This window comes from Kitasatospora saccharophila (assembly GCF_039529925.1).
GTDB classification, from domain to species: Bacteria; Actinomycetota; Actinomycetes; order Streptomycetales; family Streptomycetaceae; genus Kitasatospora; species Kitasatospora saccharophila.
The window spans coordinates 157242-170516 of the sequence record NZ_BAAANS010000001.1 but is presented as its reverse complement, the minus strand read 5'-3'; the positions used below and the strand labels follow the sequence as shown (position 1 = coordinate 170516).

Genomic DNA, 13275 nt, shown 5'->3' with positions numbered 1-13275 from the left:
TCGGAGCCGGGGAGGCGGTCTCTACATGCTGCCGGATCTTTTTCGCGGAAATCTTCCGGTGGCGCGTCCTCGCAGGTCAGACGGCGGGCGGGGTCCAGACGTACGGGGTGGTGGTGGTCACGGCGTGCATGCCGAGGCGGCGCAGGACGGGGGCGCTGTCGGGGGAGGCGTCGACCTGGAGGTACCGGATGCCGTGGTCGAGGGCCCAGCGGGCGCGGTGGGCGACCAGCGAGCGGTAGATGCCGCGGCCGCGCCAGGCGGCCAGGGTGGAGCCGCCCCAGAGGCCGCCGAAGCCGGTGCCGGGGGTGCTGGTGAGCCAGGCGGCGCAGACCACCTCGGGGCGCGGGGCGTCGGTCTCGGCGACCAGGACGAGGAAGTTCTCGGCGTCGGCCGCGCGGGAGGCGAGGTCGTCGGCGAGCCAGGACCAGTCCTCGCCCCAGACCTCGCTCTGCAGCGCGGCGATCCGCCGGGTGTCGGCGGGGTCGGTGACCCGGCGGACGGTGACGCCCGCGGGGGCGGGGGTGGGGACGGCGAGTTCGGCGGCGAGGCCGACCAGGACGGTCTCGGGCTCCTCGCCGACGAAGCCGGCCGCGGTGAGCCGCTCGGGCAGGTCGGCGGGCAGGTCGTGGCCGCGGGTCTTCCACTCGACGGCCTCGCCCCGGGCGGCGAAGAAGTCGCGCTGGCGGGCGATGAGTTCGTCGAGTTCCCGGCCGCGCAGGCCGAGGTCGGGGCGGGGGGAGGTGACGAAGCCGCGGAAGCCGCCGTACTTGCGCAGCAGCGGACCGTCGCTCCCGTGGGTCTCGCCCTCGCCGCGGGCGCCGAGCCCGCGCATGTGCTCGTCGTAGGCCGCGAGCAGGGCCGTGGTCGGGTCGGTCATCAGGTGAGCGTAACGATCGGTGCAAGCGGGTTTCCGGGGCTGGCGTTGACGCCGGGGTGAAGGTCTACCGTCGGGGCATGCGGATCGGCGAGCTGGCTCAGCGGGCGGGGACCACCACCAGGGCGCTGCGGTACTACGAGTCGCGGGGGCTGCTGCCCGCGCGGCGCGGCGGCAACGGGTACCGGGCGTACGACGAGGAGGACCTGCGGCTGCTGCGGCAGATCCGGGTGCTGCAGGACTTCGGGTTCGGGCTGGAGGACACCAGGCCGTTCGTGGAGTGCCTGCGGGCGGGTCATCCGGAGGGTGACTCGTGCCCGGCCTCGCTGGAGGTGTACCGGGCGAAGCTGGCCGAACTGGACGCCATGGTGGCCAGGTTGAGCGAGGTCCGGGAGGAGGTGGCGGGGCAGCTGGCCCGGGCCGAGGCGGCGCGCGACGCGCTGGCCGGGGCCGGGGGCGGCGAGCCGCGCTGCGAGCTGGTCCGCGCCGAGGAGTGACGGCGGGCGTCGGCGGGTGTCGGCGCGCGTCACCGGGTGACGACGGGCGACGACGATCGCCGACGAGAGTGAGGAGGAGCCGATGAGCGGTGTGCGGACGGTGACGGACCGGGACTTCGCGACCGAGGTGCTGGCGGCCGAGGGCCCGGTGCTGGTGGAGTTCACCGCCGAGTGGTGCCCGCCGTGCAAGCAGCTGGCGCCGGTGCTGGCGGAGCTGGCGCGGGAGCAGGAGGGCCGGCTGGCGGTGGTGGCGCTGGACGTGGACGCGAACCCGGAGACCCGGATCGCGTACGGGGTGCTGTCGATGCCGACCCTGATGGTGTTCAAGGGCGGCGAGCCGGTGCGGTCGATGGTGGGGGCGCGGGCGAAGAGCCGGCTGCTGCGGGACATCGACGACCTGCTGTAGCCGGGTGAGGTGTGCCACAGGGCGGGGCAGGGGATGGATGCGAACCATTCTCGCGTTGTAAAGTGCAACTAAATATTAGTTGTACTTGCCAACCATGGAGTTGTGATGTCCTCGCTGTCAGCGGTGTCCCGCCCCGCCCTGCGGCACGTCCTCGTCCACCTGGTCACACCGCTGCTGATGTGCCTCGGCATGGGGATCGCCTACCTCTCCGCCTTCCACGCCCCCGCCCCGCACCGGCTGCCGGTCGCCGTGGTCGGCCAGGGCCCGCAGGCCCAGGCGCTGGCCCAGGGCCTCCAGGACAAGGCCGGCGACAAGCTGGAGGTCACCACCGCCGGCGACGCCGACGCCGCCCGCGCCCGGCTGCTCGACCGCGAGCTGGCCGCCGCGTACGTGCCGGACGCCGACGCGCCGACCCTGCTGGTGGCCACCGCGAACTCGGAGACCTCGGCGAGCGCCGCCGAGAAGGTCTTCACCCAGGTCGCCGCCCAGCAGGGCAAGCCGCTCGCCGTCCAGGAGCTGACCCCGATGGCGGCCGGCGACCCGACCGGGCAGGGCCTGTTCTTCCTGCTGGTGGCGCTGAGCATCGGCTCCTACGGCTCGGTCGCGGTGCTCGGCGCGGCCGGTGCGGCGCTGGCGATGCGGGCGCGGGCGCTGCTCGGCCTCGCCGTGGCGCTGGTGGTCAGCCTGTTCGGCGCGGCGCTGGCCGGGCCGGTCTTCCACCTGGTCGACCACGGCCTGTTCGGCGTCTGGGCGATGAGCTGGCTGTACTCGGCGGGCATCATCGCGATCGGCACCGCCCTGCACACCTTCCTCGGCCGGTGGACCACGCTGACCATGATGGCGCTGTTCGTGATGCTCAACTTCACCAGCTCCGGCGGCATCTTCCAGCCCGAGCTGCAGAACGGCTTCTACGGCGCCCTGCACTCGTTCTGGAACGGCGCGGGCTTCCTGGAGGGCGCCCGCGACCACGTCTACTTCGGCGGCCGGGCCGGGCTCGGCGGCCACGTCGCCGCCCTGTTCGGCTGGCTCGCGCCCGGCGCGGCGCTGCTCGTCCTGGCCGCCCGCACCGAGCGGCGGCGGGCCCGGGCGCTGGCCGCCGAGCAGCCCGCCGAGGAGGAGATGGAGGAGGCGGTCGGCGTCTGACCGCGGCTACCCCTACCGTGGTCCGCAACACCGCGCACGACGAAGGAGCCACCGCCATGCCCGACCGCGACGCCGCGCTGGAGACCATCCAGCGGGAGCTCACCGCGTTCGCCCGCCGGGCCCGCCACAAGGCAGCCCAGCTGCACCCCGAACTCTCGCTGGTCACGTACAGCATGCTCGACCTGGTCAAGGAGCGCGGGTCCTGCCGGGGCGCCGACCTGGCGGCGCACTTCATGCTCGACAAGTCCACCGTCAGCCGGCAGGTCGGCGCGCTGGAACGGCTCGGGCTGCTGGGCCGCAAGGCCGACCCGGACGACCAGCGCGGGCAGCTGCTGCACCTGACCGACGCCGGGGAGCAGCTCCTCGCGGACGCCTACGAGCAGCGGCGGCGGGCCTTCACCGACCGCTTCACCTCCTGGGGGGACGAGGACCTGGGCCGGTTCGCCGCCTACCTGGTCCGCTACGGCGAGTCCGAGTAGGCGGCCCGGGCGGGAGCCGGGAGGATGGCGGCCATGCCCACGATGACCGAGCCCGAGTGGCGCGCCTTCCTCTCCCACGGCACCCGCACCGGCAAGCTCGCCACCACCCGCGCCGACGGCCGCCCGCACCTGGCCCCGGTCTGGTTCCTGCTCGACGGCGACGACCTGGTGTTCAACACCGGCCGGGACACCGTCAAGGGCCGCACCCTGCGCCGCGACGGCCGGGCCGCGCTGTGCGTGGACGACGACCGGCCGCCGTTCGCCTTCGTGCTGGTCGAGGGCGTCGCCGCGGTCAGCGAGGAGCTGGACGAGGTCCGGCACTGGGCGGGCCGGATCGCCGCCCGCTACATGGGCGAGGACCGGGCCGCGGAGTACGCCGCCCGCAACGGCGTCCCGGGCGAACTGCTGGTGCGGCTGCGGATCGGCAAGGTGCTCGCCCAGGGCGGCGTCGCCGACTGAGCGACCGGGCTTGACCCTCACGCCGCGTCAGGCCCCAGGCTGCTCGCAACAGCGGCGGGAAGGAGGGAACGCGATGGACGGGGGCTACCCGGTCGGACGGCTGGCGGCGATCGCCGGGGTCACGGTGCGCACCCTGCACCACTACGACCGGATCGGCCTGCTGTCGCCGAGCGGCCGCACCGCGGCCGGCTACCGGTGCTACGGCGAGGCCGAACTGGACCGGCTGCAGCAGGTCCTGTTCTACCGCGAACTCGGCTTCCCGCTGGAGGAGATCGCGGCGATCCTGGACGACCGGACGGTCGGCCCGAGCGAGCACCTGCGCCGGCAGCGCGAGCTGATCGGCGACCGGATCCGCAAGCTGGAGGAACTCGCCGCGGCGGTCGAACGAGCGATGGAGGCGAGGACCTTGGGGATCGAGCTGACCCCGGAGGAGAAGTTCGAGGTGTTCGGCGAGGACTACCGGGGGGACTGGGAGGGCGAGGCCGAGCAGCGCTGGGGCGAGACCGCCGCCTGGGAGCAGTCCCGGCGGCGGACCGCCCGCTACACCAAGGCGGACTGGGAACGGATCAAGGCCGAGGCCGACGGCCTCAACGACGCCCTGGTCGCGGTGTTCACCGCCGGGGCGGCCCCCGACGACGAGCGGGCGACGGCGGTCGCCGAGCAGCACCGGCAGCACATCGGGCTGAACTTCTACGACTGCGGCCCGGCGATGCACCGCTGCCTCGGCGACATGTACGTCGCCGACCCGCGGTTCACCGAGACGTACGAGAAGCTCGCCCCGGGCCTGGCGCGGTGGCTGCGGGACGCGGTCCACGCCAACGCCGACCGGCTGGAGCGCGAGCGGCAGGGCTGACGGCGGGCCGGGCCGTCCGGTGTCAGGCCGCCCGGCCGAAGGTGCGCCGGTAGGCGGTCGGGGAGGTGCGCATGGTGCGGCCGAAGTGGTGGCGGAAGGTCGCCGCCGACTCGAAGCCCACCGCCGCGGCGATCTCCTCCACGCTGCCCTCCGGCGACTCCAGCAGCGGCAGGCTGGCCGCGATCCGCTGGACCGCCACCCAGCGCATCGGGCTGACCCCGTTGCGGGCGGTGAAGTGCCGCAGGTACGAGCGGTCGGACATGCCGGCCGCCCGGGCCAGCAGCGGCACGGTCAGCGGCCGGGCGAGGTGGTCCAGCGCCCAGCGCATCGAGCGGGCCACCCCGTCCTCCGGCTCCTCCACCGGCCGCACCGCGGCCTGGATGAACTGGGCCTGCCCGCCGTCCCGGTGCGGCGGCACCACGAAGCGGCGGGCCACCGTGTTGGCGACCTTGGCGCCGTGGTCCTGCCGGACCAGGTGCAGGCACAGGTCGATGCCGGCGGCGCTGCCCGCGCTGGTCAGCACCTGCCCGTTGTCGACGTACAGCACGTCCGGGTCGACCCGGACGGCCGGGTAGCGGCGGTGCAGTTCCGGCGCGTACCGCCAGTGCGTGGTGGCGGGCAGGCCGTCCAGCAGGCCGGCGGCGGCCAGCGCGAAGGCGCCGGAGCAGATCGACACCACCCGGGCGCCGCGGGCGTGCGCGGTGCGCAGCGCGGCGGTGACGGCGGGCGGCACGTCGCCGTACGGGTCGGGCACCCCGACCACCACGACGGTGTCGGCGGCGGCCAGTTCCTCCAGGCCGTGCCGGGGCGTCAGGGAGAACCCGCCGACCGCCTCCAGCGGGTGGCCGGGGCGCTCGGCGCACACCCGGACGTCGTACCAGGGGGCGGCGAGCAGCCCGGCGAGTTCGGGCCGGGCGAGGGCGAACACCTCGACCACCACCCCGAGTTCGAACGGGGCCATGCCCGCGAAGGCGTACACCGCGACGGTGTGCACCGGCGCCGGGCGCCTTCCGATGGTGATGGGCACGGGCTCGGCCATGTGGTGCTCCCCGGGCGGCCGCGGGCGGTTTCGCGCCGAGTGTAGTCGTCCGGGCGGCCGCGGCGCCGCGACCGGTCGCCGGGGTGGACGGGTGCGCGCGGACGGGTGCGGAGGCTGATCGGACGGGGACGGACCGGAGCGGGCCGGGGCGGAAAACCTTTGGAATCCGGGGGCAACCTCCCGGGAGGATGAGGAGTCATCACCCGGGGGGTCGGTGCGGCCACTCCCCGTGTCCTTTTCCCACCACGTTCGGAGAGCGTCCGATGCCCACGTCGATCCATGCCCGTTATGAGAAGAACATCCTGATCTGTTCGGCCCGTTCGGGCTGGGGCCGGCGCCACTGAGCGCGACCGGCCCCGGCCCGGAGCCCCGGGTCAGGAGGACAGCGAGGCCATCCAGGACTCGACCTCGTCGGCCTGCCGGGGCAGGCCCGCGGAGAGGTTCTCGTTGCCGTCGGCGGTGACCAGGATGTCGTCCTCGATCCGCACGCCCAGGCCGCGGTACTCCTCGGGGACGGTCAGGTCGTCGGCCTGGAAGTACAGGCCGGGCTCGACGGTCAGCACCATGCCGGGCTCCAGCGGCGCGTCCACGTACTGCTCGCGGCGGGCGTGCGCGCAGTCGTGCACGTCGAGGCCGAGCATGTGGCCGGTGCCGTGCAGGGTCCAGCGGCGCTGCAGGCCCAGCTCCAGGACCTTCTCCAGGTCGTACACCGCGGAGTCGATCAGGCCCCACTCCAGCAGGCGGGCGGCGAGCACCCGCTGCGCGGCGTCGTGGAAGTCGCGGAACTTCGCGCCCGGCCCGACCGCGGCGATGCCGGCCTCCTGGGCCTCGTACACCGCTTCGTAGACCTTGCGCTGCAGCGGGGAGAAGGTGCCGTTGATCGGCAGGGTGCGGGTGACGTCGGCGGTGTAGAGGGTGTGGGTCTCCACGCCCGCGTCCAGCAGCAGCAGTTCGCCGGGGCGCACGTCGCCGTCGTTGCGGACCCAGTGCAGGGTGGTGGCGTGCGGGCCGGCCGCGGCGATCGAGCCGTAGCCGACGTCGTTGCCCTCGACCCGGGCGCGGCGCCAGAAGGTGCCCTCGATCCAGCGCTCGGAGGTGGCCACGGCCCGGTCCAGCTCGCGCACCACGTCGGTGAAGCCGTTCACGGTGGCGTCGCAGGCGGCGCGCAGCTCACCGATCTCCCAGGCGTCCTTGACCAGCCGCAGCTCGGACAGGAAGACCTTCAGCTCGTCGTCCTTCTCCTCGTCGAGCCGCTCGGCGAGGGCGGCCTCCAGGCCGGCGTCGTAGCCGCGGACGATCCGGGTCGGGACGTCGACCGCGGCCAGCTCCTCGGCGGCCTTGCGCACGTCGCGCACCGGCAGGCCGTACAGCTGCTCGGACTCGGCCAGCGAGTGGCGGCGGCCGACCCACAGCTCGCCCTGGCCGCTCAGCCAGAACTCGCCGTTCTCCCGGTCGGAGCGCGGCAGCAGGTACAGCGCGAACGCGTGCCCGCCGTCGACCGGCTCGCCGACCAGGACGGCGTCCTCGGTCCGGTTGCCGGTCAGGTGGACGTACTCGCTGGCGGCCCGGAAGGCGTACTCGGTGTCGTTGGCGCGGGTGCGCAGGTTGCCCGCGGGGACGACCAGGCGCTCGCCGGGGAACGCGGCGGACAGCTTCGCGCGGCGCGCGGCCGCGTACGGGGCCTGGACGTCGGGCCGCAGGTCGCGCAGCTCGGTGTCGGCCCAGCCGGTGCGCATGGACGCGGCCAGCTCGTCGGAGACGCCGTCGTACAGCCCGTTCTTGCGGCTCTTGACCGGCTGCTCCTCCTCGCCCTCGGCGGAACCCTCGGGGTTCTCGGACACCGCCGGGCTGCGGTCCTCGGTCACTACGTCGCCTCCTCGCGCGCGCTGCCGCCCGCCCGTCCCCGGGTCGCGGGGCGTGCGGGCGGATGTCGCCCCCATGGTACGTAGCGCCCGTTCGAGCGGAAGAGGGGCGTCCGGTATCCGGTCGGGCCCGTCCGACCGACCCGGCCCGACCGACCCGCGCGGGATGACCGGCCCGCGCGGGATGACCGGCCCGCGCGGAGCGGGCGGCCTACTCGAAGCGGACGGCCAGCAGCACCAGGTCGTCCACGCCGGGCTCGCCGCCGCCGGCCCGCTCCAGCAGGTGGGCGCAGAGCCGGTCCGGGTCGAGCCGGACGTCGCGCGGGGCGTCGGCGGCGGCCCGGCGCAGCGCGCTCTGCCCGGCGTGCAGGTTCGGGGCGAAGCGGCGGGCCAGGCCCTCGGTGTACAGCACCAGCACGTCGCCGCGCTCCGCGGTGAGCTCCACCCCGGGCGCCTCCCAGCAGCTCAGCATGCCCAGCGGCGCGGACAGCGAGGTCTCCACGAAGTTGGCGCCGTAGCGGGTGAGCAGCACCGGCGGGCAGTTGGCCGCCCCGGCCAGCGCGATCCGGCGCTCGGCCGGGTCGACGCAGGCGTAGACGGCGGTGGCGGAGCGGGTCGGCTCGGTGGTCTTCAGCAGCAGTTCGAGGTCGCCGAGCACCGAGACCGGGTCCTCGCCCTCCAGCACCGCGTAGGCGCGCAGCGCGGCCCGCACCCGGCCCATCGCGGCGGCGGCGCCCACGCCCGCGCCGGGCCCGGCGCTCGGGCCGCCGCCGAGCACGCTGCCCACGGTCAGGCCCAGGGTGTCGTCGGGCAGCGCGATCGCGTCGTACCAGTCGCTCCCGGCGGCCCGCTCCAGCGCGGCGGGCACGCAGCGGACGGCGACCTTCAGCCCGGTGCGGGCGGGCAGGTGGTCGGGCAGCAGCGAGCGGCGCAGCGCCTCGGCGGCGCGCACCGCCCGGTCCGCCTCCAGCTGGCGGGCCAGCAGCGGGGCGGCGAACTCGCAGTAGCGGCGCACCAGGTGCTCGCGGCGCTCGTCGGGGCTGCCGGGCTCGTCGTAGAACCAGGCGGCGGCGCCGAGCGGCGGCCCGTCGGCGGAGGTCAGCGGCAGCGCGTAGCAGGCGCCGAGGCCGAGCTGCCCGGCGACCTCGCGGAAGCGCGGGCCGACCGCCGGGTCGGCGGCCAGGTCGGCGATCAGCAGCCGGCCCTCCGGCCCGGGGCGGCCGAGCAGCCCGGCGAACGGGCCGTGCTCGACCGGGACGGTCTCCAGCGCGCCGAGCATCGCCCGGTCCAGGCCGAGCCCGACCGGGCGGGCCGGCTGGCGGTCGGGGCCGGGCGGCAGCGTCACCACCAGGCCGCGGCGGGCGCCGAGCAGGGCCGCGCCGGAGTCCAGCACCGCCTCCAGGGTGCCGGTCAGGCCGTCGGCCCGGGCCAGCAGCTCCAGGTGCTCCTGCAGGCTGGTGAAATCGGACAGCCATCCGGCCAAACGGTCCTGCAGGTCGGCGGCGGGCGCCCCGCCCAGCACCGACAGCAGCTCGGGCAGCGGGTCGGGCAGCGGCTCCGGCGGCCCCTCCGGCGGCACCGGAGCGCCCGCCGGGGCGGGTGTCAGCGCCGTGGCCGCGGGCGCCGTGGACGTCAACGGGTGGACGTCGGTCATGTCGCAACTCCCCACAATCCGGAACCTGTCACGCAAGACCACCGAGACCGACCGAAACGATGTCTTTACTCACTACTCGGCATGTTTCCCCCACTTGTACACAGGCCGATCGGGGCATGTCCAGGAGTGCGGCGGCCGAACGTGCCAGGGATCGTACGTGCGGGCCGCCGGGCCGCCACCCGGGGCGGAACGCACTCACTCGTACGGTGGAACCGGGGGCCGGGCGGCCGCGTCCATCCGGACGTATGGGGGATTCTCGTTCCAGCAGCGGGTAGCCGAGACGCACACGCACCGCCCGCGCCCCCGACCACGCCGTCCAACCGGTCAGACGATCGCACCGGCCGTGCCGTGCGCCCCGATGCGAACGCGGAAAGGAACGAGCTGCCATGCGCCCACCCCGCCGAGAGCTGCTGTCCGAGCGCGCCGGCCGGTGGTGGCCGGGCCGCCGGAGCCGCGTGCTGGCGCTGGCCGCCGCGCTGGAGGCCGCCGGGTGCGGCTGGCCGGTGGTGCCGGGCGCGCGGGCGCTGCGCGGGGCGCCGGGGCCGTGCTCGTGCGGCGACCGGGCCTGCGCGATGCCCGGCGGGCACCCGCACGACCCGCCGCTGGAGGCGGCCACCACCGATCCGCGGATGGTGCGCTGGTGGTGGGAGCGGCGCGCGCCGGGCGCCCCGGTGCTGGTGGCGACCGGGCGGGCGCTGGGCGCGGTGAGCCTGCCGCGCCCGGCCGGGCCGTGGCTGCTGCGGCACCTGGACGAGATCGGCGTCCCGTACGGGCCGGTGCTCGGCACGCCGGGCCGGTTCGTGCTGCTGACCGCGCCGTACACGCTGGCCGAGCTGGGCGGGCAGCTGGCCGAGCGGCCGTGGGTGCCGGGGGTGCTGCGCTACCACGGGCCGGGCGGCTACCTGGTGCTGCCGCCGTCCCGGACGGGGGCCGGCCCGGTGCACTGGGTGCGCCGGCCGGGGCCGGGGCGGCCGTGGCTGCCGGAGGTCGGGACGCTGCTGGGCGGGCTGATCACGGCCAGCGCGGTCGCGCTGCCGCAGCGCTGACCCGGCGCCCGTCCGGCCTGTTTTGATGATGCTCAGTCAGATAGGCTGCGCGGAGCGGCCCGGAACGAGAAATGTCCGACCGCTGGCGACGGGGGATGCACCAGCGGTCGGACGTTCCAAACAGTAACAAAGATCCGGCTCCGCGCCAATTTGTCCACGCCGAAAGGGCTTTGGGAATCCTCACGGCCTCCCGGGGGACGGCGTGAAACGTGACGCGGGTCACTCCCGGCTAGTTCAGGGTGACCTGACGGCTGACCAGGTTGGCCCGGGCCCGGCGCTCCTCGGCGGTCAGCGGCGCGGGCGCGGCCAGCACCTCGGCCAGCTTCGCGGCGAACTCCACGGCCGGCTTCTCCACCTCGGCGGCGGTCATCTCCACCGGCAGGTCCCACACCGGGACGGTCAGGCCGTGCGCCCGGAACGAGCCCACCAGCTTGGTGCCCTCGCCCAGCGAGCTGTCACCGGCCGCCGACAGCCGGGCCAGCGCGTCCAGCAGCTGCTCCTCGGGGACGGTCATCACCCAGCGCAGGTGGTTCTTGTCCGGGGTGCCGCACCAGTACGCGGAGTCCACCCCGGCCAGCTTCTCGGTCGGGATCGCCGAGGCGTTGGCCCGCTCCAGCGAGGCCGCCACCTCCCCGGTCGCCGACTCGGCGTCCTCCAGCCAGAACTCGAAGCCGGTGTGCACCTCGGGCTCGAACGCGGCCGAGGTGTCCAGCAGTTCCTGCAGGCGGCGGCCGCCCGGGTTGGTCCGGCGGGCCGGCACCGGGGTGCCCGGCTCGGTGGCCAGCGCCAGCTCCAGCGCGTCCGCCAGGTCACGGCTCAGGTCGCCCGAGGAGGACTGGGTCTGCAGGCCCAGCAGGATCGACCCGTCCGGGCGGCGCAGCGCCGGCCAGGCCAGCGGCAGCACCGTCGCCAGCGTCACCGACGGGACGTCGCCGACGGCCCCGTCCGCCACCCCGGCGGCCAGCGCCAGCGGCACCGTGGCGGCCGGGACCAGCTCGCGCAGGGCCACCCAGTCGGCCTCGCCCGGCAGGCCCTCGAACGGGCGGTGCACCAACTCCTGCACCGCGTGCGCCGCCTGACGGCCGTGGCACGCCTTGTACCGGCGGCCCGAACCGCACGGGCACGCCTCGCGCGCCCCGACGACCGGGACCTCGCCCTCGACGGCGGTGGACTGGCTGGGCTGCTTCTTCGCGGCCTTCTTGGCCATGGTGCGGCTCTCCCGGAGACGTCGGACGTTGCACCGGGCAGCCTACTTCGCCCGCGCGGCCCGGCCCGGGCCCCGCTCAGGCGCTGCGCCGCCGCCGGCCGCCCGCGACCTGCCCGGACGCCGGGAGCTGCGCCCACACCGTCACCTGACCGGGTGCGTGCCGCACGCCCCACTCCCGGGCCAGCTTGCCCACGATGCTCAGGCCCCGGCCGCCGTGCGCCGACACCGACGGACTGGCCGGAACCGGCCGGGTCACCGCCCCGCCGTCCGTCACCTCCAGGGTCAGCAGGCCGTCCCCGCGCATCTGCCAACTCACCAGCACCGTCCCGCCGTCCGGCTCCGCGTCGGCCGCGCCGCCCTCGGCTTCCAGCGGTCTCGCGTGCCGACAGGAATTGCTGAGCAGTTCGGAGAGGATCAACACCGCGTCGTCAATCACCGCTTCCGGTATCGACCGGTCGCCGAGATCGCTGCGCAGCCTGCGCCGCGCGGTCGAAACACTGGCCGGCCCGTGCGGAACCGCCATGGCCGATGAGGTCGACCCGGCCTGAACTGGCACAGCTCGCGCCACCATCAACGCCACCCCCGGACCTCCTTCAGCTTCTGCCGAGGGATGGATGCCCGCAGGTAATGCGTCGGAAACGGACGTTCGACGATCCGATGGCGGCATTAACGACATCCGCACGGACCGCGGGCAAAAGGTGAGGTCCGCCTCACGTTCGGCGGCGGTGATCTGCGGGAAACACCGTCCGGAAATACCCCGTTCGGTATTTCTGTCACGCGATTGGACCTCGGGTGCCACCCCGGGGGCCGTCTCGGGTGCCACCGGCGGACAGAGCGCCCGTCGGCCGGTCGGTCGCGCGCTCAGCGGCCGAGTCGGGCCAGCACCTCCGCCGGGCGGTTGGTGATCAGCGCCTCCACCCCGAGCTCCAGGCAGAGTTCGACGTCCTCCGGCCGGTCCACCGTCCACACGTGCACCCGGTGCCCGGCCCGGCGCAGCGCCGCCACCATGCCCGGGTCGCGCCGCACCAGCTCGATGCCCGGACCGGCGATCGACGCCCCGCCCGGCAGCGACCTGGTCCGGCCCAGCACCGGCAGCCGGCGCTCCCACAGGTACACCCGGGGCACCGCCGGGGCGGCCCGCCGGACCCGGTGCAGGGCCAGCTCCGAGAAGCTCATCACCCGCACCGCCGACTCCTCCGGGGCGGCCGGCAGCAGCCCGAACCGGCCCAGCACCCGCAGCAGTTCGGACTCCACCCGGCCCGCGTACCGCACCGGGTGCTTGGTCTCCACCGCCAGCTCCACCCGGCGCCCGGCGTCCGCGACCAGCTCCAGCAGCCGCTCGAAGGTGAGCACCGGGCTGCGCCGCGGCTCCCCCGGGTGCTTCCACGAACCGAAGTCCAGCGCCGAGAGCTGGGCCAGCGTCATCGCCGACACCGTGCCCCGCCCGTCCGAGGTCCGCTCCACCGTGCGGTCGTGCACGCACACCAACCGCCCGTCGGCGGTGAGCCGGACGTCGCACTCCAGCCCGTCCGCGCCCTCCTCCAGCGCCCGCCGGTACGCCTCCTCGGTGTGCTCCGGGAGCGCCGCCGAGGAACCCCGGTGGGCGATCACCTTGACCGCCGAGCGGTCGGTGCGGTCCGTGCGGTCCGTCCGGGCGGCGGGCGAACCGGCCGAGCTGTGCTGGGTGTCCACGCCGACCACCGTACGCGGCGCCCGGTGGCCGCCGTCCCCCGGCGCGGTGGCGGGCGGGTGAACA

The 13275-nt window shown here is 75.2% G+C and carries 14 protein-coding genes; 7 read left to right on the top strand and 7 right to left on the bottom strand.

All coding sequences use genetic code 11. From position 1 onward, the window contains the following. Positions 1-76 precede the first annotated feature (76 nt). On the bottom strand, positions 77-877 hold the full coding sequence (locus ABD345_RS00880; protein WP_344549685.1) for a GNAT family N-acetyltransferase: 801 nt from the start codon (positions 875-877) through the stop codon (positions 77-79). Positions 878-954: 77 nt separating this feature from the next. Between ABD345_RS00880 and ABD345_RS00875 the strand changes: the two genes are divergently transcribed. From ABD345_RS00875 to ABD345_RS00850, 6 genes are all read left to right on the top strand, one after another. Continuing rightward, positions 955-1371, top strand: coding sequence for a MerR family transcriptional regulator (locus ABD345_RS00875; protein WP_344549684.1), 417 nt, complete (start codon positions 955-957; stop codon positions 1369-1371). Between the two features lie 82 nt (positions 1372-1453). Next, positions 1454-1777 carry a thioredoxin gene (gene trxA / locus ABD345_RS00870; protein ID WP_344549683.1) on the top strand — a complete coding sequence of 108 codons (324 nt, stop codon included), beginning with the start codon at positions 1454-1456 and terminating at the stop codon, positions 1775-1777. A gap of 105 nt (positions 1778-1882) precedes the next feature. Beyond that, positions 1883-2920, top strand: a complete 1038-nt coding sequence (locus ABD345_RS00865) for a hypothetical protein (RefSeq protein ID WP_344549682.1) — start codon at positions 1883-1885, stop codon at positions 2918-2920. Positions 2921-2976: 56 nt separating this feature from the next. Further along, positions 2977-3399 (top strand): MarR family winged helix-turn-helix transcriptional regulator, encoded by a 423-nt coding sequence (locus tag ABD345_RS00860; protein ID WP_344549681.1) that lies wholly within the window; start codon positions 2977-2979, stop codon positions 3397-3399. Positions 3400-3441: 42 nt separating this feature from the next. After that, a complete protein-coding gene (locus ABD345_RS00855; protein WP_344549828.1) occupies positions 3442-3858 on the top strand; it encodes a PPOX class F420-dependent oxidoreductase in 417 nt (138 codons plus the stop codon). A 73-nt stretch (positions 3859-3931) separates the two neighbouring features. Continuing rightward, the gene (locus ABD345_RS00850) at positions 3932-4711 is read left to right on the top strand and encodes a MerR family transcriptional regulator (protein WP_344549680.1); all 780 of its coding nucleotides are present in this window, start codon (positions 3932-3934) and stop codon (positions 4709-4711) included. A gap of 22 nt (positions 4712-4733) precedes the next feature. Here the strand turns inward: ABD345_RS00850 and ABD345_RS00845 are convergent, their stop codons facing one another. The 3 genes from ABD345_RS00845 to ABD345_RS00835 form a co-directional block, all read right to left on the bottom strand. Beyond that, entirely contained in the window at positions 4734-5750 is a 1017-nt protein-coding gene (locus ABD345_RS00845) for a helix-turn-helix domain-containing protein (RefSeq protein ID WP_344549679.1), read from the bottom strand. A gap of 374 nt (positions 5751-6124) precedes the next feature. After that, positions 6125-7615 carry an aminopeptidase P family protein gene (locus ABD345_RS00840; protein ID WP_344549678.1) on the bottom strand — a complete coding sequence of 497 codons (1491 nt, stop codon included), beginning with the start codon at positions 7613-7615 and terminating at the stop codon, positions 6125-6127. A 208-nt stretch (positions 7616-7823) separates the two neighbouring features. Next, positions 7824-9266, bottom strand: coding sequence for a PP2C family protein-serine/threonine phosphatase (locus ABD345_RS00835; RefSeq protein WP_344549677.1), 1443 nt, complete (start codon positions 9264-9266; stop codon positions 7824-7826). 386 nt (positions 9267-9652) lie between these two features. Here ABD345_RS00835 and ABD345_RS00830 point away from each other — a divergent pair, with 386 nt between their 5' ends. After that, on the top strand, positions 9653-10312 hold the full coding sequence (locus ABD345_RS00830) for a bifunctional DNA primase/polymerase (protein WP_344549676.1): 660 nt from the start codon (positions 9653-9655) through the stop codon (positions 10310-10312). Positions 10313-10541: 229 nt separating this feature from the next. Here the strand turns inward: ABD345_RS00830 and ABD345_RS00825 are convergent, their stop codons facing one another. From ABD345_RS00825 to ABD345_RS00815, 3 genes are all read right to left on the bottom strand, one after another. Beyond that, complete coding sequence (locus tag ABD345_RS00825) at positions 10542-11519, bottom strand: DUF5926 family protein (RefSeq protein ID WP_344549675.1); 978 nt, start codon at positions 11517-11519, stop codon at positions 10542-10544. 76 nt (positions 11520-11595) lie between these two features. Further along, positions 11596-12090, bottom strand: a complete 495-nt coding sequence (locus ABD345_RS00820) for an ATP-binding protein (RefSeq protein ID WP_344549827.1) — start codon at positions 12088-12090, stop codon at positions 11596-11598. A 290-nt stretch (positions 12091-12380) separates the two neighbouring features. Next, entirely contained in the window at positions 12381-13211 is an 831-nt protein-coding gene (locus tag ABD345_RS00815; protein ID WP_380273933.1) for a glycerophosphodiester phosphodiesterase, read from the bottom strand. Between the last annotated feature and the right edge of the window lie 64 nt (positions 13212-13275).